Annotated in this window: 17 protein-coding genes; 6 read left to right on the top strand and 11 right to left on the bottom strand. The window is 68.3% G+C overall.

Annotated features, from left to right (window positions below):
• The 5 genes from yihA to ttcA form a co-directional block, all read right to left on the bottom strand.
• Complete coding sequence (gene yihA / locus BCY78_RS00280; protein WP_068296190.1) at positions 1–657, bottom strand: ribosome biogenesis GTP-binding protein YihA/YsxC; 657 nt, start codon at positions 655–657, stop codon at positions 1–3.
• A complete protein-coding gene (locus BCY78_RS00275) occupies positions 657–1415 on the bottom strand; it encodes an MOSC domain-containing protein (protein WP_068296188.1) in 759 nt (252 codons plus the stop codon). The genes yihA and BCY78_RS00275 overlap by 1 nt, the downstream gene beginning before the upstream one ends.
• Complete coding sequence (yidC, locus tag BCY78_RS00270; protein WP_068296186.1) at positions 1412–3226, bottom strand: membrane protein insertase YidC; 1815 nt, start codon at positions 3224–3226, stop codon at positions 1412–1414. The genes BCY78_RS00275 and yidC overlap by 4 nt, the downstream gene beginning before the upstream one ends.
• Positions 3227–3492: 266 nt before the next feature.
• Positions 3493–5052 carry a bifunctional diguanylate cyclase/phosphodiesterase gene (locus BCY78_RS00265; protein WP_068296183.1) on the bottom strand — a complete coding sequence of 520 codons (1560 nt, stop codon included), beginning with the start codon at positions 5050–5052 and terminating at the stop codon, positions 3493–3495.
• 77 nt (positions 5053–5129) lie between these two features.
• A complete protein-coding gene (gene ttcA / locus BCY78_RS00260; protein ID WP_068296179.1) occupies positions 5130–6053 on the bottom strand; it encodes a tRNA 2-thiocytidine(32) synthetase TtcA in 924 nt (307 codons plus the stop codon).
• Between the two features lie 137 nt (positions 6054–6190).
• Here ttcA and BCY78_RS00255 point away from each other — a divergent pair, with 137 nt between their 5' ends.
• Positions 6191–6658, top strand: coding sequence for a hypothetical protein (locus BCY78_RS00255; RefSeq protein ID WP_068296177.1), 468 nt, complete (start codon positions 6191–6193; stop codon positions 6656–6658).
• A gap of 3 nt (positions 6659–6661) precedes the next feature.
• Here BCY78_RS00255 and yidD read toward each other — a convergent pair whose 3' ends face one another.
• Both yidD and BCY78_RS00245 read right to left on the bottom strand, forming a co-directional pair.
• Positions 6662–6931, bottom strand: a complete 270-nt coding sequence (gene yidD / locus BCY78_RS00250) for a membrane protein insertion efficiency factor YidD (RefSeq protein ID WP_068297577.1) — start codon at positions 6929–6931, stop codon at positions 6662–6664.
• A gap of 79 nt (positions 6932–7010) precedes the next feature.
• A complete protein-coding gene (locus BCY78_RS00245) occupies positions 7011–7493 on the bottom strand; it encodes a DUF523 domain-containing protein (RefSeq protein WP_083194732.1) in 483 nt (160 codons plus the stop codon).
• A 92-nt stretch (positions 7494–7585) separates the two neighbouring features.
• Here BCY78_RS00245 and BCY78_RS00240 point away from each other — a divergent pair, with 92 nt between their 5' ends.
• Positions 7586–8323 carry an SDR family oxidoreductase gene (locus BCY78_RS00240; RefSeq protein ID WP_068296171.1) on the top strand — a complete coding sequence of 246 codons (738 nt, stop codon included), beginning with the start codon at positions 7586–7588 and terminating at the stop codon, positions 8321–8323.
• Here the strand turns inward: BCY78_RS00240 and pncA are convergent.
• Positions 8320–8925 carry a bifunctional nicotinamidase/pyrazinamidase gene (pncA, locus tag BCY78_RS00235; RefSeq protein WP_068296168.1) on the bottom strand — a complete coding sequence of 202 codons (606 nt, stop codon included), beginning with the start codon at positions 8923–8925 and terminating at the stop codon, positions 8320–8322. The genes BCY78_RS00240 and pncA overlap by 4 nt on opposite strands.
• A gap of 172 nt (positions 8926–9097) precedes the next feature.
• Here pncA and BCY78_RS00230 point away from each other — a divergent pair, with 172 nt between their 5' ends.
• The 4 genes from BCY78_RS00230 (at position 9098) to BCY78_RS00215 (ending at position 15590) form a co-directional block, all read left to right on the top strand.
• Positions 9098–9967: a LysR family transcriptional regulator gene (locus BCY78_RS00230; protein WP_369808681.1), complete on the top strand. Its 870-nt coding sequence runs from the start codon at positions 9098–9100 to the stop codon at positions 9965–9967.
• Positions 9964–10917 (top strand): DMT family transporter, encoded by a 954-nt coding sequence (locus BCY78_RS00225; protein WP_068296166.1) that lies wholly within the window; start codon positions 9964–9966, stop codon positions 10915–10917. The genes BCY78_RS00230 and BCY78_RS00225 overlap by 4 nt, the downstream gene beginning before the upstream one ends.
• 143 nt (positions 10918–11060) lie before the next feature.
• Positions 11061–14222, top strand: a complete 3162-nt coding sequence (locus BCY78_RS00220) for an LCCL domain-containing protein (RefSeq protein ID WP_139103046.1) — start codon at positions 11061–11063, stop codon at positions 14220–14222.
• A 144-nt stretch (positions 14223–14366) separates the two neighbouring features.
• A complete protein-coding gene (locus BCY78_RS00215) occupies positions 14367–15590 on the top strand; it encodes an LCCL domain-containing protein (RefSeq protein ID WP_068296162.1) in 1224 nt (407 codons plus the stop codon).
• A gap of 65 nt (positions 15591–15655) precedes the next feature.
• Here BCY78_RS00215 and BCY78_RS00210 read toward each other — a convergent pair whose 3' ends face one another.
• Genes BCY78_RS00210 through BCY78_RS00200 form a run of 3 tightly spaced genes read right to left on the bottom strand, consistent with a single transcriptional unit; the run spans position 15656 to position 22324 of the window.
• Positions 15656–17296 carry a sulfotransferase gene (locus BCY78_RS00210; RefSeq protein WP_068296159.1) on the bottom strand — a complete coding sequence of 547 codons (1641 nt, stop codon included), beginning with the start codon at positions 17294–17296 and terminating at the stop codon, positions 15656–15658.
• Positions 17297–17348: 52 nt separating this feature from the next.
• Positions 17349–20840: an error-prone DNA polymerase gene (locus tag BCY78_RS00205; RefSeq protein WP_083194731.1), complete on the bottom strand. Its 3492-nt coding sequence runs from the start codon at positions 20838–20840 to the stop codon at positions 17349–17351.
• The gene (locus BCY78_RS00200) at positions 20837–22324 is read right to left on the bottom strand and encodes a DNA polymerase Y family protein (protein ID WP_068296157.1); all 1488 of its coding nucleotides are present in this window, start codon (positions 22322–22324) and stop codon (positions 20837–20839) included. The genes BCY78_RS00205 and BCY78_RS00200 overlap by 4 nt, the downstream gene beginning before the upstream one ends.
• Positions 22325–22398 lie beyond the last annotated feature (74 nt).

Below are 22398 nucleotides of genomic sequence, written 5' to 3'. Positions count from 1 at the left end.
TTACTGCATGGTGGCGATGAGGGCACGAAGCGTCTCGATACCCTCGCCCTTTTCCGACGAGGTGACAAGCAGCTCGGGGAAGGCGGCGGGGTGCTTGGACAGGGCCTTGCGCACCTGCGCGAGAGTTTGCTCACGCTGGGCGGCGTTGATCTTGTCGGCCTTGGTCAGCACCACCTGGAAGGTGACGGCGGATTTGTTCAAGAGGTCAAGGATCTCTTCGTCGACCTTCTTGATGCCGTGGCGCATGTCGATCAGCACGAAGGCGCGGCGCAGGGTCGAGCGACCCGACAGGTAGTTCTTCAGCAGCGCCTGCCATTGCTTCACCACCGCGACCGGGGCCTCGGCGAAGCCATAGCCCGGAAGGTCGACCATGTAGAGCTGGCCGCCCACGTCGAAATAGTTGATCTCCTGCGTCCGGCCCGGCGTGTTCGAGGTTCGCGCCAGCGACTTGCGGCCGGTGAGCGCGTTGATCAGGCTGGATTTCCCCACGTTCGAGCGCCCGGCGAGGCAGATCTCCAGCCGGTCGGCGGGCGGCAGGCCGGACATGGCCACGACGCCTTTGACGAAATCCACCGGGCCCGCGAACAGCTTGCGGCCGGTCTCGGCATCCTCGGGGGTGGGCGAGGGGGTCATCGGGAAGGGAAGCTGTTGGGTCATCAAAGGATCTCCACCGCGTCGCCAAGGGCGATCTCGCCGCTTTGCAGGACGCTGGCATAGACGCCGAGGTCACGATGGCCCCAGCCGGATTCAAGGGCTGCGAGGGTGTCGCCATCCTTCTTCCCGGTCATCGGGTCAAAAGTGGTGGCCACGCAGCGGGTGATGGGCTCTTCGATCTTGAGCCGGACCTGACCGACGCGGATCTCGCGCCCGACGAGGTCGAATTCCTCCCAAGGCGCCCAGCCGTCGACCCAAAGATTGCCGCGGAAGCGGTGGATCGACAAGTCCTGCCCCATCCGCTGACCCAGAGCCCGCAGCGAGGACAGGCCCAGAAGCGCAACCCAGGCGCCGGGCACATCGGTCAGGGCACCACCGTCCCGGCGGCTGACCAACCCGCGCGGGGCAGGGCGGTTCGCAGGCCACAGGGGACGCAGCCAGTCGACCAGGGCCTCGCCGTCCTGCGGCAGCTGGCCGTGGAAATCGGGGCGCTCCGGATGGGTCAGCCGCAGGGTGTTTGCCCCATCGTCGAAGGTTGCGCGAATGGCTTGCAGGCTGCCCTCGGCAGCGCCGCGGACGAAGTTCATCTTGGCCGCCCAACCCTCGGGCGCCGCGTCGAATTTCGCGGAGTCGGTGGCAATCGCCCAGACCCGGTCAAAGGGCATCGGGCGGCCCTGTATCAGGGCCGCCCGGTCGAGTTCCTGGTACCCGGCGGATTTCACCGGGTGCCGGACGATATGCGCAAGATGGGCGCTGGTCACTTCGCCTTGCCGCCCTTGGGCGCCTTGTCGGAGTTTGCGGCCTTGGGCTTCTTGAACGACGACTTGATGTTGCCGAACAGATCCGGCCGCGAGCCATGCGCCGTCATGATCGAATATTGCTGGATGAAGGTGATGATGTTGTTCCCGATCCAGTACATCAGCAGGCCCGAGGCGAAGCCGCCCATCACGAACATGAACACGAAGGGCATCCAGTTGAAGATGGTCTGCTGCATCGGATCGGCCGGGGCCGGGTTCAGGCGCATCTGGAACCACATCGACAGGCCGAACAGCAGCGGCAGCACGCCCAGGAACACCGTCGCCAGCATCGAGCCGGTTTCAGGCGCGGCCCAGGGCAGCAGGCCGAAGAAGTTGTACAGCGAGGTGGGGTCGGGCGCCGAGAGGTCGTCGAACACCCAGAACCAATGCGCGTGGCGAAGTTCGATGGTGTTGAAGATCACCTTGTAGAGCGAGAAGAAGATCGGGATCTGCAGCAGGATCGGCAGGCAGCCCGCGGCGGGGTTCACCTTCCGGTCGCGATACAGCGCCATCATCTCCTGCTGGAGCTTCTGGCGGTCCTCGCCGGCGCGCTCCTTGATCTTCGTCATCTCGGGCTGGAGTTCCTTCATCCGCGCCATCGAGACGTAGGACTTCCACGCCAGCGGCAGCAGCAGGGCCTTCAGCGTCAGGGTCAGTGCCAGAATGGCCCAGCCCATGTTGCCGATCACGCCGTGGTAGAAGTTCAGCACGCGGAAGATCGGGCGGGTCAGGAAGAAGAACCAGCCCCAGTCGATCGAGTCGGTGAAGCGCTCGACGCCGGTTTCCTCATAGGCGCTGAGGATGTCGAAGACCTTGGCGCCGGTGAACAGCATCGACGAGGCGCCGGCGGTCTCGCCGGGGGCGATGGTCACGGTCGGCTGACGCAGGCTGGCCTGATAGATGTCGGCGCCCGGCACATATTGCGCCACGGCGGTCGCGGGCTGCCCCGGCATGCCGACCAGCGAGGCCATGAAGTACTTCGAGGTGAAGCCGATCCAGGCGTTGTTGGTCACCTCGGTGGCCTGCGTCGGGATGCGCTCACGCTGATCGACGGTGTAGTCGACCATGTCCTTGTAGTCGGCTTCCAGCAGGGCACCATCGGTCATCTGCACGAGGCCCTCGTGCGAGATGTAGTAGTTCTGCATGTCCTGCGGCGTACCGTGCTGCGCGAGGATCGAGTAGGGATCCAGCGAGACGGCGGCGTCGGTGGTGTTCTCGACCGTCTGTTCGACGGTGAACATGTAGTTGTCGTCGACGCGGATGGTGCGGTTGAAGATCAGGCCCGCGCCATTGTCCCAACGCAGCGTCACCGGGGTGTCGAGGGTCAGGGCGTTGTCGCCGACCTGCTGCCACGGGGTCGAGGGGCCGGGGACCTGCTCGTAGGTCAGCCCGCCGCGCGGGGTCCAGCCGAACAGCGCGTAGTAAGCGTGACGGTCGCCGCCATTGGGGTTCAGTAGGTGAACCAGGTCGCTGTCGTCCTCGACGGTCTCCTGGTAGTCCCGCAGCTGCATGTCATCGAAACGGCCGCCGGTGACGGCGATCGAGCCCGACAGGCGCGGGGTGTCGATGACGATGCGCGCGGTTTCCGGCGCGGGTTCGGCCAGCGTGGCCTCACCGTCGACATTGCTCTCGGCCGAGGGCGGCGGGAGCAGTTCGGACTGCGAGACAGTCTCGCCGGGTTGGGGTTCGGGCGGCGGGAACAGCGCGAACCAGCCCATGATGACCGCGAGGCTCAGGGCGAAGGCGAGGATCAGGTTCTTGGTTTGATCGTCCATCGGGGATTCCGGTGACCTTTGGAAGCGACTTAGAATGCTGGGCCGGTTCAACAGGCCTTGCCTTCAAAGGTCAAGCGGATTCCCCCAAGGCCCAAGGCCCCGCGCGGATTTTACGCGGAGGCCGAGGCGGTGGATGTGACCCCCGACTTCGGGATTGTGCTTGGCCCGCCGGGGCAGGGCCCCGCTTTGCCCACCTGATGTCTGGAGGTTAGGGGGGGGGAAGGGCCAGCGCCGGTTCGTGCCCGGTGCCGGCCTTTGCCTAGGTGTTACTCGGCGGCGCGGTTGCTGGCCGCACGGGCCTGGACCGGATCTTCCACCCAAGGCTCACCGGCTTGCAGCATGCCGGCCTGTGCGCGCAGCCATCCCGGCAGGGCGTCCGCAGGCATCGGGCGCGCGATCGCGAAGCCCTGCAGGTGGCCGCAGCCCATCTGTGCCAGTTTCACCTGCTCTTCCGGGTGTTCGACCCCTTCGGCCAGCGTCGCGAGGCCAAGTTGTTCCGCCATCGACAGGATCGCCGCGACCATGCGCTGTTGCTCGGGGTCGATATGCATGTTGGTGACGAAGCTGCGGTCGATCTTCAGCCGGTTGACCGCGAAGCGGCGGATATTGGTGATCGAGGCATGGCCGGTGCCGAAATCGTCCAGATCGATACCGCAGCCCATGGTCGCCAGCCGGGCAATGGTGCGCACGGCGGTATCGGCCTCGCCCTTGGCGACGACGGTTTCAAGGATCTCGACGGTCAGGCGTTCGGGCGCGAGGTCGTGGCGGTCCAGCTCCCAGCCGATCTCATCCGCCAGTCGTGGATTGCGCAATTCTTCGGCCGAGAGGTTGATCGACACGCTCGGCACGGACAGACCTTCCATCTCCAGTGTGCGCAAGGTGCCAAGCGCCTGTCTGAGCATGGTCTCGGCGAGTTTCGGCGACAGGCCGGCCGCTTCGATCTGCGGGAGGAATTCGCCGGGCGAAATGAGGCCGGACTGCGGGTGCTGCCAGCGGGCGAGAGCTTCGAGGCCGCTGACCTCGCCGGTGTCGGTGCGCACTTGCGGCTGGAAATAGGCGCGGATCTCACCGTTGTCCAAGGCGCGACGCAGGGCGGCGATGCGGTCGCCCGAGATCGAGGCAGGGAAATCGACGACGCTGTAGCCGCCCAGGCCTGCGGGCCCGGATTGAACCGCTTTCGAGGCGGCCACTTCAGAGGCTTCCAGCATGTCGAGGCCATTGAGCATCGCCGCGCGCGGCGACAGGCAGAAGCCGACCGAAACCGAGGGCCAGATCGACGCCCCGTCGATTGATACAGGGGCTGCCAGCCGGGCCTGCACGCGCTGCGCCACGGCGAGGACATTGGCGGCGTCGAGACCGCGTTGCGCGAAAAGGGCCACGCCGAAGCCGTCGTCGCCGGTCGCGCAGAACAGGTCTTGGTCGCGCAGCGCCAGTCCAAGCCGGTCGCACAGCGTATCCATCAGCGCGGCGTATTGGGTGCGGCCCAGCTGGTCGCCCAGCTGCTTGGCGCTGTCCAGACGCAGGGTCAGGGCGGCAGCCGTCGCGCCGTCATCGGCCCCAAGCCCCTGATCGGCCAGTTGAGAGACGAGTTCTTCACGCGGGCGAAGCTGGGCGTGGCCCGAGGCCTCCAGCCGGGCGCCCAGTTGCAGGACGTCGCGCAAGACCAGCCAGACAAGCACGGCCTGCACGGTCAACAGCAGGCCAAGGCCCCAGAACGGCACCCCTTCCGCCATCGCCACGAGGGTCAGAACAGGGATCAGCGCCAGCTTCCAGAACCGCCGCTGCGATGCCATCAGCTTTGCCCGTCTGAGCGCTTTCTTCGCCATTCACACCACTCCGCACGTCTTTGCAGCCCGGTCTTTTGCCGGTCTGCCCAACTTTGCGGGGGGTGGTATGGGAAGGATTAACGCAGCTGCGGAATATTGTTAGAATTGTCCCGATCCGCTTTCTCGCTCGGTGCCATTTCCGGCCAAAGCTCTGCAAACGGGAACAATTTCGGATCCACAAGGTGTGACGGCCGTACGTTCATCAATGCCTTGAACATCACGTTCCGGCGGCCGGGCGAGCGCTTTTCCCACTCGTCGAGAATCGCTTTCACCTGCATCCGCTGTAGCCCGTCCTGCGAGCCACAAAGGTCACAGGGAATGACCGGATAGTTCATCGCGCGGGCGAATTTCTCGCAATCGGCCTCGGCCACCAGCGCCAGAGGGCGCAGCACGGTCAGGTCGCCATCCTCGTTCACCAGCTTCGGCGGCATCGTCGCCAGACGCCCGCCGTGGAAGAGGTTCATGAAGAACGTCTCGAGCATGTCGTCGCGGTGATGGCCCAGCACGACCGAGGTGCAGCCCTCCTCGCGCGCGATCCGGTACAGGTTCCCGCGGCGCAGGCGCGAGCACAGCGCGCAATAGGTGCGCCCCTGCGGGACCTTGTCGACGACGATGGAATAGGTGTCCTGATATTCGATCCGGTGGGGCACGCCCATCTTGGTCAGGAACTCGGGCAGCACGGTCGCGGGGAAGCCCGGCTGGCCTTGGTCGAGGTTGCAGGCCAGCAGTTCGACCGGCAAAAGGCCGCGCCATTGCAGCTCGTGCAGGATTGCCAGCAGCGTGTAGCTGTCCTTGCCGCCTGAGAGGCAGACCAGCCATTTGTCGCCCGGACGGATCATGCCGAAGGTCTCGGTCGCCTCGCGCACCTGCTGCACCAGCCGTTTGCGCAGCTTGCGGAACTCGGTCGATTTCGGCGCGCCGTGGAACAGCGCGTGGATGTCGTCGCCGGAGTTCAGATCGGCCTCGGTGTCGTCACTGTCGAGCGTGGGATCGTCGCGCATGGGCTGGGCCCTCCTGTTGCGGCTGCCATAGGGGGTTTGGCCCCGGCAGGTCAAGCAGCACTGGGGAAATCCGCTTGACGGGACCACGAAGTCCCGGCATGTAAATGATATTAACATGCAGCCAGCCGGCGCCCGCCATGACCGATCTCGCCCTCTACCTGTTGCACCTCGTGGCGGGTGTCGTCTGGACCGGGGGTACGCTGTACAACGGGCTGATCCTGTATCCCTCGCTGGCGCGGATGCCTGCGGCCGAGGCGAAGGCGGCGTTGAAGGCGGTGTCGGTCCGGGCCTCGGGGAGCGTCGGGGCGGCGGGGCTGCTGGTGCTAATCTCGGGGCCGTGGCGGGCATGGCAGAGCGGGGCGATCGGCTCTGTCAGCGACATGTTCCACGGCTACGGGTTGGTGGTGCTGATCGCCTTCCTCTTGGCCTTCTTCATCCCCGGCATCGAGGGCAGCCTGCGCGCCCGGTTGCGCAAGTTGATGGACCGGCCCGAGGATTGGGCCCGCGAAGCCCCGGCCATCGCACGCCGGATCGGGATCGTCGTCACGCTGGGTTTCGGCGCGATCCTCGTGCTGATGGCGATGTTGGGGACGGGGGTCTACTGACCGTCAGTGGTGGTCGTGGCCGCAGCGGTGTTGCGCTTCCCAGTCCGGATCGGCGCCCGGCACCGGGTCATAGCCTGAGCGGCCCCAAGGGTGGCAGACGGCCAGCCGCCGCAGCGTCAGCCAGCTGCCCCTGATCGCGCCGTGGCGGGCCAACGCCTCCATCGCATAGGCGGAGCAGGTCGGCTGGAACCGGCAGCCATGGCCGACCATCGGGCTGAAGATCAGCCGGTAGGCGCGGATCGGCAATGAGACGACCCAGGCGGCGGGGTTCATGCGGGGGGTATCGGACATGGCTGGCCTCGGCTTGTGGCGCTCAGATGGGCCCGCAGGGCGCGGCGTGCAAGGGCCTGCGTCACTCCAGCGCGTTGGCGAGCAGGGCGATGTCGCGCGGGGCGAAGACGCGGATGCCGTGGCGCTCCAGCAATTCCGTGACCACGCCACGCCCCTGACGCCGGGTTCCGTCATGGTGTCCGGCATAGATGTTGAGGCTACCGCAGGACGGGCTGCCATCGGTCAGCAGGGCAAAGCGGCAGTCCTTCTCGCGCGCCACGCTGAGGGCGATCTGCGCCCCGCGCCGGAAGAAATCGGTGACGTCCTCGCCCTCGTCGGTCAGCACCTTGCCGCTGGCATCCAGCACATCGGTCGCCTCGTGGCCCGGGGCGATCTCGGCGGGCGGGCGCGGGGTGGGCAGGCCCGCTTCGACCTCGGGGCACAGCGGCACCAGACGGTCCTCGGCCTGCCAACGCTCCAGAAGCTCGCCGGTCAGGGTCTTCGCGCGACCGTCGTAGCGGACGGGCGATCCCATGAGGCAGGCGCTGATCAGAATGCGAGACATGATCCGAGGCTAGGCCCGGCCGCTGTCATGGTAAAGATGCTTGTTGGTCGTAGACGCGGCGGATTAGCCTTGCGGCACCACAGGAGGGACCGATGCGTAGGACCATGTTGATAACCGGGGGCGTGCGGGGGATCGGCCGGGCGACCGCGCTGCTGGCGGCCGAGCGTGGCTGGGATCTGGCGCTGGGCTATCGTGGCGACGATGCCGCCGCGGCAGCGACCAAGGCCGAGGTCGAGGCGAAGGGCGCGCGCTGCGTGACTCTGCCGGGCGACATGGCCGATCCGGTGGCCGTGGCGCAGGTGTTCGACGCGGCCGAGGCGGCGCTGGGCCCCCTGACCGCCGTGGTGCTGAACGCGGGCGCGGTGGCGCCGTCCTCGACACTGGCCGAGGCCGAGGCCGAGCGCATCCGGCGCATGGTCGAGGTGAACCTCTTGGGCAAGCTCTACGGCGCGCGCGAGGCGGCGCGGCGGCTGCCGGGGCGCGAGGGGGCCTCGCTGGTGCTGGTCTCCTCGACCTCGGCCCGGCGGGGATCGGCGGGGGAATATGTCGATTACGCTGCGGCGAAGGCGGGGGTCGAGACCTTGGGGCTGGGCCTTGCGCATGAGCTCGCGCCGAAGGGCGTGCGGGTCAACACGGTTCGGCCGGGGCTGGTGGACACCGAGATCCATGCAAGCGGCGGCAAGCCCACGCGGGCCTTCGATCTTGCGCCTTTGGTCCCTTTGGGCCGACCGGGGCGGCCAGAGGAAGTCGCCGAGATGATCCTGTTCCTGTGCTCGGAGGCGGCGAGCTACATCACCGCCTCGGTGCATGAGGTGGGGGGCGGGCGTTAGGCCAGCGTGACCCCGGCCTCGCGCATCTGCGCCACGGCGGCGTCGAGCGAGCCCTCAAGGTCGATGGCCCGACAGGCCTCCATCCGCACGGTGACGGCATAGCCCAGCTTTGCCGCGTCGATGGCCGAATAGGCGACGCAGAAATCGGTAGCGAGCCCGACCAGCGTCACCGCCGTCACACCGCGCGCCTTCAGATAGCCATCAAGGCCGGTGGGCGTGCTGTGGTCGTTCTCGAAGAACGCGGAATAGCTGTCGATCGCGGCGCGGAACCCCTTGCGGATCACCAGATCGGCGGGATCGGTGCGCAGGGCGGGATGGAAGGCGGCGCCGTCTGTGCCCTGCACGCAATGGGTGGGCCAGAGCACCTGCGGGCCATAGGGCATCTCGGTCATGGAAAAGGGCGCGGCGCCGGGATGATTGGCGGCGAAGCTGGCATGGTCGGCGGGGTGCCAGTCCTGCGTCAGCACCTTCACGGCGAAATCATCCATCATCGCGTTGATCGGTGCGACGACGGCATCGCCCTCCGCCACGGCCAGCGCGCCGCCGGGGCAGAAATCATTCTGGACGTCGATGATGATAAGCGCGTGATCGGCGGGCTGCATGGCATTCTCCACGACATTCTGAACAGGCAGGACGTGGCGAATAGAAAGCTCTCTGCGGCGCGGCGTCAAGCGAGGGACCGGTCGGGCCGAGCCTTGGAATGTCCCTTGCGGCCCCGCGCATGATCCCACAAAATGGCACCAAGTTGTGAGGACATGCACAGAAGAGCCCCGCATGAGCATTGAATCCTGGGATGAAATCCGCACCGCCTGGCAGGTTGCGCGCGCTGGAACGGTCTCTGGCGCGGCCGATGCGCTGGGGGTGCACCATGCCACCGTCATCCGCCATATCGACGCGCTGGAGCACCGGCTGGGCGTGAAGCTGTTCCAGCGCCACGCCCGTGGCTATACCCCGACCGAGGCTGGCAAGGCGCTGGCGCAGGTCGGTCGTGTCACCGACGAGCAATTCGCCCAGCTGGGCACCCGTCTGACCGGCGCGGGCAGCGGGATCGAGGGCGATCTGGTCATCACCACGCTGCCGGGTCTGGTGCCGCTGCTGCGTCCGGCGCTGGGCCAGTTGGCGCGGGATTATCCGAACCTGTCGTTGCGCGTGCAGACCGAACGGCGGGTGTTCCGGCTGGAATATGGCGAGGCGCATCTTGCGGTTCGCGCCGGGTCGCGTCCGACCGAACCGGACAACGTGGTGCAGCCGCTGATGCGCTGTCCCGTAGGCCTCTATGCCAGCCGGGGCTATCTGGAGGAACACGGCACGCCCGAGACGCTGGAAGACCTCGTCCACCACCGCTTCGTCACCGAGGAGCTCGACGACAGCCGTGCCCCCTTCGCGCAATGGCTGGCCGGTTTGAAGCCGGTGCCGCGCGTGGTCTTCCGCTCGAACGAGGCCGCCGCGCGGCGCTGGGCGATTGCCGACGGGCTGGGCATGGGCTTCCATTATGGCGAGGATGACGCGACCGATCTGGTGCGCGTGATGCCGTCGCGGCCGGAATGGGAATTCACCGTCTGGCTGGTGACGCATGTGGATCTGCACCGCACCGCCAAGGTGCAGGCCGCCGTACAGGTCATCAAGGAAAGCTTCCGCGAATGACGGACAACGCCGCCGACCGCCCGGCACGGGGCCTGCCCCTGCGCGGACGCCAACAGGCCCTGCGCGGGCATGCCGCGATGCTGGGGTTCTCGGCGGCGGTGTCGGGCTCGTTTAGCCTTGGCGCGCTGGTCGCCAATGACATCGGCCCGGTGCCGCTGACCACCGCGCGGTTCCTGCTGGCGGCGATCCTGCTGGCGCTCCTCGTTACGTTGATGCCCGCTGCCGGACGGGGCGGGCGCCGGGGCTACAGCCGCGCCGATGGGGCCGCGTCCTGGCGATACGTCGTGCTGGCGGTGCTGTACGGCGGCTATTTCGTGCTGATGTTCGAGGGGTTGAAGACCGCAAACCCGGTGGCCGCCGGCGCGGTCTTTACCCTGACGCCGCTGATGACGGCGCTGGTCGCCTGGCCGCTTCTGGGCCAGCATCCGCGCGGTTCGGTGATGGCGGTGCTGGGGCTGGGCGCCTTGGGGGCAGTCTGGGTGATCTTTCGCGGCGATATTTCGGCCCTGTTGGGGTTCGAACTGGGGCGGGGCGAGGCGATCTATTTCCTCGGCTGCGTCCTGCATGTGTTCTACACCCCCTCGCTGCGGCTGTTGAACCGCGGCGAGAGCGCGCTGGTCACGGCGTCGCTGGTGACGCTGACCGGTTTCGTGCTGTTCCTCGCCTGGGGCTGGGCCGAGATCGTGGCAACGGATTGGGCCGCCCTGCCGCCGCTGGTCTGGGTCGTGATGGTTTATCTTGCAGTCTTCGCGACGGCCTTCGCGGCCTCGGCGATGCAGTTCGCGGCGCAGCGCCTGCCGGCCTCGAAGGTGATGGCTTATACCTATGCCACGCCGGCCTGGATCATCCTGTGGGAGCTGGCGCTGGGCCATGGCGTGGCACTGGTCGCGGTGCTGCCCGGCATCGCGGTGATCGCCCTCGCGCTGGCCCTGCTGCTGCGGGCGGATTAACCCTCGCGCACTGTTCACGCGCATATTTCTTGATTTTGTGACCTTGGCGTCGCAGCATTCCCGCGTTTCGATCACGTCATTTTCCGGCTTTCGCGGGGATTTCCCTCCGTCCGGCCGGGCAAGTCACATCAAGGGAGGCCGCCATGTCCCGCTCTCGCGGACCGAGGTTCCACACCCATTGGCTACGCGCTTTGGCGCTGGCCCTGCTGCCGCTCGGCGCTTTCAGCGTGCCCGCCGCCGCGCAAGTCTGTCCCAACGTGAATGCCAATGGCCAGCAAACGCTGAGCTATTCGGCACAGGCCCTGCGCACGGCGCAGCGCCATAACACCGATGCGGGCGGGAATGCGCAGCTGGTCAATTGCGCCGGTGTGCCGGGGCATGGCTATGTCACCCGCCGTCCGGACTTCACGCTGACGCTGACGCAGAACGCGCCGGGCAATGCGCTGAACCTGCAGGTGGACGGGCAATGCGACACCGTGCTGCTGGTGCGGGGCCCGAACGGGCAGTTCCATTTCAACGATGACACCAACGGCTTCGATCCGCAGGTGGTTATCGGCAATGCTCCGACCGGCGATTACCGGATCTGGGTGGGCACCTTCGGCTCGACCAATTGCGGCTCGACGCTGATCGCACAGACCACGGGCGGGCCGCAGCTGACACCGCAGCCGCCGATCTCGCCGCAGCCACCACTTCAGCCGACGACGCCGCCGATCGTGCCGCCGGTGCTGGCCTTGTGCCCGAATGCCAATGCGAACGGCACCATGCTGACCTATTCCGCCGCGCAATTGCGGCAGGGCCAGACGCGCGCCGTTACCGCCGGGGGCGGTGTGGCGCTGACCAATTGCCAGAATGTGCCGGGGCATGGTCATGTCGCGCGCAATCCCGATTTCACGCTGAACCTGACGGCCACCGGGCCCGCCACCGCGCTGACCTTCGGCGTGGACGGTCAATGCGACGCCGTGCTGCTGGTGCGCGGACCGGACGGGCAATGGCGCTTCAATGATGACACCAACGGTCTGGACCCCGAGGTCCGCGTCAACGGGGCCTCGGCCGGCGAGTATGACATCTGGGTCGGAACCTTCGGCTCGAACACCTGTGCGGCGAGCCTGCGGGTGCAAAGCTCGGGCGGGTTGCAGATCCCGCCGATCAGCCCACAGCCGCCCATCGTGCCGCAGCCGCCGATCGTGGCCCTGTGCCCCAATTCCAACGCCAATGGTCAGGCCCTGACCTATTCGACGCAGCAACTGCTGCAGGGCCGCAACCATCCTGTCACCGCCGGAGGGCCGCTGGACCTCGGGGCATGCCAGAGCGTGCCGGGGCATGGCCATATCGTGCGCAACCCGGATTTCACACTCAACCTGACGCATAACAACCCGGGCGCGACGCTGCGACTGGCGGTGGACGGGCAGTGCGACACGGTCCTGCTGGCGCGCGGGCCGAATGGGCAATGGCACTACAACGATGACAGCAACGGCCTCGATCCGGCACTGAGCGTCGCCAATGCCCCGACCGGCGAGTATGACATCTGGGTCGGGACCTTCGGCTCCAACACCTGCGCGGCGACGCTGCAGGCGCGGACGCTGCTGGCCACGGCCCCGCAGCCGCCGCAACCGCCTGTCACCGCGCTTTGCCCTGATCCCAATCGGACGGGGACGGTGCTGAACTACACCGGCCAGCAGCTCTGGTCGCCGCAGCGCAACAGCGTGACGGCGGGCGGGACGGTCGATCTGGGCGCCTGCAACACCGTGCCCGGCCTCGGCTGGATCATCGAGCGGCCCGATTTCTCGGTCAACCTGACGCGAAACATCCCCAATTACGATCTGGAATTCCGGGTCGAGGGGCAATGTGACACCGTCCTTCTGGTGCATGGCCCGGACGGCCGCTGGCATTTCAACGACGATTCCAACGGCACTGATCCGCGTCTGCGCATCGGGCAGGCGGGGACCGGGCGCTACGGCGTCTGGGTCGGGACCTACAGCCCCGGCACCTGTCAGGCCACGCTGGTGACCGAGACCTTCAGCGGTCAGGTCGCGCCCCAGCCGCCGCAACCGCCCCAACCCCCGCAGCCGCCTCTGCCGGCCGCCTGCCCGGATCCCGCGCAGAACGGCCAGCCCAGCAGCTTTACCGCGGCGGGTCTGCTGGCGGGGCAAAGCACCTCGGTCACGGCGGGCGGTCCGCTGGATCTTGGCGCCTGTGGCAGCGTGCCGGGGCATGGCCACATCATCCAGCGGCCCGATTTCACCATGACGCTGCTGGACAACCCGCTGGGCTATGGCATGGATATTGCCGTGGACGGCACCTGCGATCCGGTGCTGCTGGTCTACGGGCCCAATGGGCAATGGTCCTATAACGACGACCGCGACGGGCTGAACTCGCGCCTGAGTTTCGCCAATGCGCAGCCGGGCGCCTATGACATCTGGGTCGGGACCTTCGGCTCGAACACCTGCGCGGCGACGTTGTCGGCCACGACCTACAGCTCGGCGCCGCCGCAGCCGCCGGTCCCGCCGCAACCGCCTGTGCCGGAACCCCCGGCGCCGGTGATCCCTGAGAAGGCAGGCACCTGCCCGCTGGGCGATGTCGGCGGTCTGGCTCTGAGCTATACGGGGCAGGCCCTCTGGCAGGCCCAGAGCCACCCGGTCATCGCCGGGGGCAACGTGGCGCTGGACGAATGCGGCGATCCTGAGATCCCCGGTTACGGGCAGATCGTCGCCCAGCCGGACTTCACGCTGACCCTGACGGAGAACCCGCAGGATTACGCGCTGGACCTCCGGGTCGAGGCGCAATGTGACCCTGTCCTGCTGGTGCAGGCGCCCAATGGCGAGTGGCGCTTCAACGACGACAGCACCGAGGGCCTGAACTCGCGCCTGCGGATCGAGAACGCGGATCGCGGGGCCTATGACGTCTGGATCGGCACCTATGGCGAGGACAATTGCAACGCCGAGGTGATCTTCGAGACCTTCCCCTCGATCTCGCCGCGCCAGCAGCCGCAGATGCCGGACGGTGTGCTGCCTGATCCGGGCAACATGACCGCCTATCGCGGGCAGAACGGCCAGAGCTTCCGCTTCCAGGTGACGGGCGCGGCGACGGGCTCGGTCTGGGGATCGGATGTCTATACCGACGATTCCTCGGTCGCGCGGGCGGCGGTGCATGCCGGCCTCGTCCAGCCCGGCCAGACCGGCGTGGTGACGGTGCAGGTGATGCCCGGCCAGCAGCATTACGCCGGCACCGAGCGCAACGGCGTCGTCAGCCGCACCTATGGCCAATGGAGCGGCAGCTTCTCCTTTGTCCGGAGCAGCGGCAAGTAATCGACCCGGAGGGGGCTGGCCTTGGTCCGGCCCCCTCCGCCCTTTGATCCCTGACCTCGTCCCCGCGCCGGGAGGCCGCGCCACCGGGGACGATCACGACCTGACCGGCGCCTGTCTCACCTTCCGGAAAACAGTGAGGTTTCCATGACGTTCCCCTCCCTTTCCCGTCTCTTCTCCCCCTCCGGTGCTTTGGCGTCGCTGGCGCTTGGCGTGGCGGTCCTCGGTTCCGGTTCGGCTCAGGCGCAGGCCTGCCCGGACTGGAGCCTCCAAGGCACGCCCATCGCCTTTACCTCCGAGCAACTGTGGGTGCCGCAGGGCGTCAACGTGATCGCCGGCGGCAATGTCGACCTGTCGGCCTGCCCGATGCCGGGGCATGGCTATGTCATCACGCAGCCGGATTTCGACCTGTCCTTCACCGGCAATGAATCGGCGAACCGCGATCTGGAACTGCGCGTGCAGGCCAGCTGCGACACGGTGCTGTTGGTCAACGATGCCTCGGGGACCTGGCATTTCTCGGATGACGATACCGACCTCAACCCGCGGATCCGCATCACCGGCGCGCCGTCGGGGGCCTATGACGTCTGGGTCGGCACCTTCGGCCAGCAGACCTGTCAGGCGCAGCTGATCCTCGAGACCTTCGGCACCCCGCCGGGCGGCAGCGCGCCCGCACAACAGACCGCCCCGGCCACGACGGGCGGCGGCGCGATGCCGGCCCCGGCCAACCTGACCAGCTACCGCGATCGTGTGGGCCAGACCTTCACCTTCACCGTGACCGGCACCGACCGAGGGTCGGTCTGGGGCACCGGGGTCTATACCGATGACAGCGCCGTCGCCGCCGCCGCCGTGCATGCAGGCGCGATCGGTTCGGGGCAGACCGGCGACGTGCAGGTCACGATCCTTCCGGGCCAGCAAAGCTATGCCGGGTCCGCCGCGAACGGTGTGACCTCGTCGAATTATGGCACCTGGTCGGGCAGCTATCAGTTCATCCTGCCCCAAGCCGCTGCCGCCGAGGCCGCCCCGGCCAACCTGACCGGCTACCGGGACCGCGTGGGCCAGACCGTGACCTTCTCGGTCACCGGGTCGGATCGCGGGTCGGTCTGGGGTTCGGGCATCTATACCGACGACAGCGCGCTGGCCGTGGCCGCCGTGCATGCCGGTCTGGTCGGCGTGGGGGAAACCACCGAGGTGCAGGTGCAGATCCTGCCGGGTCAGCAGAGCTACAGCGGGTCGAATGCCAATGGCATCAACACCTCGAACTACGGCGTCTGGTCGGGCAGCTTCAGCTTCGTGATGCCCCACGCTGCCGCCGCTCCGGCAGCTCCGGCCCCGGCTCCGGCAGCGCCTGCTGCACCTTCAGCCGGCAAGTAAGGCCCCCTCAGACAGCGAAAGGCCCGGCATCGCGCCGGGCCTTTTTGTTGTGCAGGACGCGGGTGTCAGACCGGGCGGCCCAGCCGGGTCAGCGCTTGGGTGAAGGGCGCGAGCACCTGTTCATAGGCTTTCCAGCCCCCCAACGAGTTGGCCGAGATCGGCGCCCGCACCTGCGCGGCCGAGGCCGTGGTCACCGTGCGTTCGGTCCGCTCCGGCGTCAGCATGGCTGCGTCCCAGTCCAGCCCCAGATGCGCCGCCAATTCACGGGTGACCGCCTCGGGCTGGGTCACCAATTGCGCATAGTCGCAGGTCAGGATCGCGCCCGGGAATTGCGCCTGCCAATGGTCCATCAGGTCCATGTGCTGAACGTAATAGCTGGCAATATCCTCCAGATCGAAGGTCCAGTTCAGGCTGGGATCCGGGAAATGCGTGCGCCAGATCGACAGCGCGATTTCACGCGGGTCGCGCAGGGTGCGGATGATCTTGGCGTTCGGGAACAGCGTCAGGATCAGGCCGACCCAATCGGCATTGGCGGGCATCTTGTCGGTGATACGCCCAGCCGTCGGGGCAAGGACCGAGAGGCGGGCCAGATGGTCGGTCGCCGCACGTTGCACGAAGGACGCGTCCAGCTTGCGCGGGCTGGCCAGCAGGGATTGGCCCAACTGCAGGATATCCGGGCGCTCGCCCGCGCCATGGACCGCCGGGTGGCTGGCGAGGATCTGTTCGATCAGCGTCGTGCCCGAGCGCGGCATGCCAAGGATGAACACCGGCTGGTCGCTGTCCGCGCCCGAGGCCGCCAGCGCCGAGACCGTTGCTGCCGGGAACAGCGCCTTGATCCGGGCGACTTCCTTGCGGCGCTGGGCGTGGCTGTAGGGCTGCGCAAGGCTGCGCGCGGCGGCATTGGCGCGCGTCAGATGCGTGGCAGCGGCGCCGGCATCGCCGAGGTCGGCGCAGGCCTTGGCCATGGCGAAGTGCAAGGATGCGGTCAGCGCCGGGGCGCCCTTTTGCGGCAGGGCCTCGATCTGCGCGGCAAGGCGGGGGATCATCGCGTCGTCGGCTGTCAAGCGGGTCACATCGGCCAGCCCTTCCCAGGCGCTGCCCAATGCGGGATTGGCGTCGATGGTGGCGGCATAGGCGTCGCGGGCCGCGTCCAGCTTGCCCTGCGTGGCGAGGATCTCGGCGGTCAGGCGCAGCGCCTCGGCTTCGTCCTTCAGCGGGGCCAGAACGGCCAGCGCCTCGTCCAGTCGGTCGAGGTGGCGCAGGGCGGTGGCCTTGGTCATCAGCGCGGGCGCGTGGCCGGGCTCCAGCGCCAAGGCGGTGTCGATCTCTGCCAGCGCGCCGGTCCAGTCCTGTTGCGTGATCAGAAGGGCCGCGAGGTTGCGGCGCATCGAGGCATTGCCCGGCGTGTTGACCAGCGCGGCACGGATCGGCGCCTCGGCCTCGCCCAGCCGGTCGGCCGAGATCAGCGCCGAGACGAGGTTCTCGGTCGCCTCGGCATAGTCCGGCGCCATGTCGAAGGCCTTGCGGAAGGCGCGGATCGCCTCGTCCGGCTTGCCCGATTGCGCCAGCGCCACGCCCAGCACGTTATGCAGAAGCGGCACGCGCGGTTCCTTGCGGATCAGCGCGCGCGACATCACCGCGGCGGCGGCCAGCTGACCCTTCTGCATCAGCTCCTGCAGGTCGCGCATCTCGGCTTGGCTGGGCATCGGGTTCTCCTATTGCGATCGGCGAATGTGTTGCCCTCGCAAAGCGCGCAGGTCAATGGAAATCCCGGCTGGGGAAGAGCAGACGGGCCTGATCGCGCGGATGCACGCGCCCCGCGCCCCCGGTCTTCGAGCGCAGCGGGCTCTTTTCCGACAGATCGCGCCCGACCACCGGGCGGCGGACCTCGTCGCCGCGGCCTTCGGTCGGGTCGATGGCCTCGGTGCCCAATTCGCCCAAGAGGTTCAGCGCCGGCGAGTAATCCTCGACCGTCTCGGCGATCAGGTGGATGACGTTGTTCTCGCGCTGCAGCCGCCCGGTGATCTTCAACAGCCGCCCGCCGATGACGATGCGCCGGAAGCGTTCGTAGACCTTGGGCCAGACCACGACATTGCACACGCCGGTCTCGTCCTCGAGCGTGATGAAGATGACGCCCGAGGCCGTGCCGGGCCGCTGCCGGGTGATCACCAGCCCGCAGACCGCGACGTTGAGGGGCGAGCGGCCCAGTTCCGAGGCCGCCGTGAGGCCGGGGACTTGCGGGCGCACGATCTCCATCGGATGGGCGCGCAGGCTGAGGCGGAGCGAGAGGTAATCGTCGATCACCTGCTCGCCCAAGGTCATCTGTGGCAGGTCAGCGAGGGGTTCGGCGATGCCCTCACCCTCCTCGCCAAACAGCGGCAAGGGTTTGGGCGCGCGGATCGCCTTCACCGCCCAGAGCGCGTCGCGCCGGTTGATCCGCATGCCCGCAAAGGCATCGGCGCCCGCCAGCTTCTCCAAGGCCGCCGGGGGCACGCCCGCCCGCCGCCACAGGCTTTCGACATCGGGATAGCCATTGGCCCGGCAGGCGACGATCCATTGCGCATCCTCCTCGCGCAGGCCCTTCACCTGCCGGAAGCCCAACCGCAGGGCCAACCGCCCGTCGGGCCGCATCTCCAAGGTGTTGTCCCAATCGGAATGGTTGACGCTCACGGGCCGGATTTCGTGGCCGTGGTCACGCAGGTCGCGGACGATCTGGGCGGGGGCGTAGAAGCCCATCGGCTGCGAGTTCAGCAGCGCGCAGGCGAAGGCCGCCGGGTGGTGCCGTTTCAGCCAGGCCGAGGCATAAACCAGCAGCGCGAAGGAGGCCGCGTGGCTTTCCGGGAAGCCGTATTCGCCGAAGCCCTCGATCTGGGCGAAGCATTGCTCGGCGAAGGGCAGGTCATAGCCGCGCTCCAGCATGCCGTTGATGAAGCGGTCCTTGAAAGTGCCGATCGTACCCATCCGCTTGAAGGTCGCCAGAGACCGGCGCAGGCGGTCGGCTTCCTCGGGCGTGAAGCCCGCCGCGACGACGGCGATCTGCATCGCCTGTTCTTGGAACAACGGCACGCCAAGCGTCCGTTCCAACACCGGGCGCAGGTCGGTCGAGGGCAGGTTCACAGGCTCCTTCCCCTGACGGCGGTTGATGTAGGGATGGACCATGCCGCCCTGAATCGGCCCCGGCCGGATGATCGCGACCTCGATCACCAGATCGTAGAATTCGCGCGGCCGCATGCGGGGCAGGAAGGCCATCTGCGCCCGGCTTTCCACCTGAAACACGCCGATCGCATCCGCCTTGCACAGCATGTCATAGGTCTGCGGATCCTCGCGCGGCAGGTTCTCCAGATCCCAATGCTGGCGGTTGTGCAGCCCGATCAGGTCGAAGGCCTTGCGGATGCAGGTCAGCATCCCGAGGCTGAGCACATCCACCTTCAGGATGCCGAGCGCGTCGATATCGTCCTTGTCCCATTCGATCACCGTGCGCCCGTCCATCGCCGCGTTCTCGATGGGACAAAGCTCATCCAGCCGCCCCTTGGTGATGACGAAACCACCGACATGCTGGGACAGGTGACGCGGGAAGCCGATGATCTCGGCGATCAGCTCCAGCGTCTGCGCGAGCCGGCGGTCATCCGGGTTGAGGCCCAGCTCCAGCAGCGCCTCCCGCCCCGGCGCACGCGAGGACCAGCCCCAGCTGCCCGAGGCGATGGCCGCCAGCAGATCCTCGGACAGGCCCATGATCTTGCCCACCTCGCGGATCGCCGCGCGGGATCGGAAATGGATCACCGTCGCCGTCAGCCCGGCGCGGTGGCGGCCATAGGTCTCGTAGATATGCTGGATCACCTCCTCGCGGCGCTCATGCTCGAAGTCGACGTCGATGTCCGGGGGGTCGCCGCGGGCCTCGGACATGAAGCGCTCGAAGACCATGGAGATCGTGTCGGGCGCGACCTCGGTGATGCCAAGCGCGTAGCAGATCACCGAATTGGCGGCGGATCCGCGCCCCTGACACAGGATGCCCTTCGAACGCGCGAAATCGACGATGTCGTTCACGGTGAGGAAATAGGCGGCGAAGCCCAGCTTGCCGATGATGCGCAGCTCCTTCTCCACCTTGCCCAGCGTGTCCTGCGGCACCCCGCGCGGGAAGCGGCGGCGCAGCCCTTCCGAGGTCAGGCGCTCCAGCCGCTTCTGCGGCGGCTCGCCGTTGGTCACCTCGTCGGGATATTCGTAGCTGAGTTCATCGAGCGAGAAGGCGCAGCGCCCGGCGATCTCCAGCGTGCGCCTTATCGCCGCCGGATGGGCGCGGAACATGCGGGCCATGTCGGCGGGCGCCTTCAGCCGCCGCTCGGCATTGGGCAGGGCGCGGCGGCCGATACGGTCGATGGTGCATTTCTCGCGGAGGCAGGTCAGCACATCCGCCAGCCGCCGCCGCCGCGCATGGTGCATGAGCACATCCCCCAGCGCGACCATCGGCACGCCCGAGCGTTGCGCCAACCGCGCCCGCCCCGCCAGCCGCGCCTGATCGCGCCCGTCATAGCGCGGGGCGGCGCCGAGGAAGACATGGCCGGGGAAGCGCCGCATCATCTCGCGCAGGGCGTCTTCGGGCTGGTCTCCCTCGGGCGGCAGCGCGATGAGGATCAACCCCTCGCCGCCCGCCTGCAGATCGCTGAGATGCAGCGCGCAGCGCCCCTTCTCGGCCCGCCTCTTGCCGGTTGACAACATCCGCGACAGCCGCGCATAGGCGGCGCGGTCGGTGGGCAGGGCCAGCCATTCGACCGCCGTGTCGGTGAAGGCAAGCCGCGCGCCGACGATCAGCTTCGGCAGCCGCGGCGGGACGGGCAAGCCCGGCCCGGCCTCGTCCTGACGGCTGGACGGGTCGTGCACGATCTGCCCCCGGATCGCCACCGTGCCCCCCTCGGCCAGCGCCCGCTTGATCTCGCGCAGGGCCGAATGCGCGCGCACCACGCCGGCCAGCGAGTTGCGGTCGGTGATCGCCACCGCCGCGAGCCCCAGTTCCGCCGCCCGCGCCACCAGTTCCTCGGGATGCGAGGCCCCGGTTAGGAAGGTGAAATTCGAGGCCACGCAGAGCTCCGCATAGCCCTCATCCGGCGTCAGATCCCCCCGCCGCGCCTCCTGCTCCTCACCTTGTTCCAAATACTCCGGGGGGCCGCTATCGGGTGCGCCATCGGTCCAAGCCCCGATGGCGGCGGGGCAAGCGCCCCCCTCCGCCCCCTCCACCGGCACGCCCTCGGGGCTCATGCGAATTCCCCCTGCACGGCCCAGCCCGGCTCCTGCGGCGTGTGGAAGGCCCAGAGGCGCGGCCCTTCGCCCGTCTCCAGCCGCCAGTAATCCCGCACCCCGCTGCGCCAGAGCGGATCGTCGAGCCACCATTCCGGCGTCAGCCGCTCGGGCCCCGTCGCCCGCACCAGGCTGAAGGACCGCCGCCGCCAGCGGAAGCGCTGGGGCGGGACCGGGGCGGCAGGACCGCGCAGGGGCTCGGGCGGGAACAGGATCAGCGGGCGTTCGGGGCCCAGAGGCCAGGGGCCGGGCGCGTCGGTGAAGGCCGCGGCGGCGGTGAGGAAGGCGCGTTCGGGGATATGGCTGTCGGCGGGCAGGAAGCGGATCAGCGCCTCCAGCCCGACCCGGTTGCCGAGCCGCGTCATCAGATCGGCGAAGTCATCCGCGCCGCTGGCCTTGCCGCCCTGCAATTGCGCCGGCGGCAGGGGCTCGACCAGCGGCGCCGAGAGCCGCAGCCGGTCGAAGCCGAAGCCTGCATCCAGCGCCTCGACAGCGCGTTCGAACAGCGCGGCCATGGCGGCGGGGTCGCGCATCGGCCGGGCGAGGGTGATCTCGGCCTCGGCCCGCGTGCCATCGGTGCGCTGCAGGTCCAGATGCAGATGGCGCGCGCCGGCCTCTTCCTCGGTCAGCCGCTTGCACAGCCGCTCCAGCAGCCGCACCAGCCCGGCCATCACGTCCGAGGTCAGCCCGATGGGTTCCGGCAGCGAGAGGCGCACGGCATGCGGCGGCACTTCGGGCGGGGCGGCGACGGGTTCGCGCAGCGCGCCCGTCGCCTGATCGAGCCGCAGCATCAGCGCCGGGCCGAAGCGGCGGGTCAGCGTGGCACGAGGGGCGCGCGACAGGTCGCCCACGCGCGACAGGCCCAGCCGGGCGAGGCTGGCCACCGTCTCGGCATCAAGCCGCAACGCCGCCATCGGCAGGGGGGCGAGGGCTGCGCGGGCATCCTCGGCCAGCACCAACGGCGCCGGGCCGAAACGCGCCAGCGCCCGCGCCGCGCCGGGGGTGGGGGCCACGGCGAGGCGGGCCTCGAAGCCCATCGCCTCCAGTCGCTGCGCCATGTCCTCGGCCAAGGCCGCCTCGCCGCCCATCAGATGGGCCGAGCCGGTCAGGTCCAGAACCAGCCCGTCGGGTGCCTCGACGAAGCTGTCGACCGCGACCCAGGGCGCATAGCGCAGGGCCCAGCGGCGCAGGCCCCCCAGCGCGTGGGCCAGCAGTGCCGGGGCGTAGGGCAGGGTTGTCAGATCGGGCACCAGCGCGCGGGCCTCGGACAGGGCCTGTCCGCGGCGTAGTCCCAGCGCCGAGGCGCGGGCCGAGAGGCAGGCCAAGACCTCGCCCCGCCCCTGCCGCGCGATCAGCGCGAGGGGGTCAGGCAGGTCGCTCTGCCGCCGGCGGGCCAGATCGCTGGCCAGTCGGGGCAGGAACAGGGAGAGGATGCGCGTGTCCATGCGCGGGCTCGTGCTGCTGATTCCAGTTGTTCACTTTATGTTCTCATTTAGCGCGCAGCATGAACCGAGTCGAG

It is taken from the genome of Pararhodobacter sp. CCB-MM2, assembly GCF_001691415.1.
Classification (GTDB): Bacteria; Pseudomonadota; Alphaproteobacteria; order Rhodobacterales; family Rhodobacteraceae; genus Pararhodobacter.
This window is presented reverse-complemented; position numbering and strand designations above follow the sequence as displayed.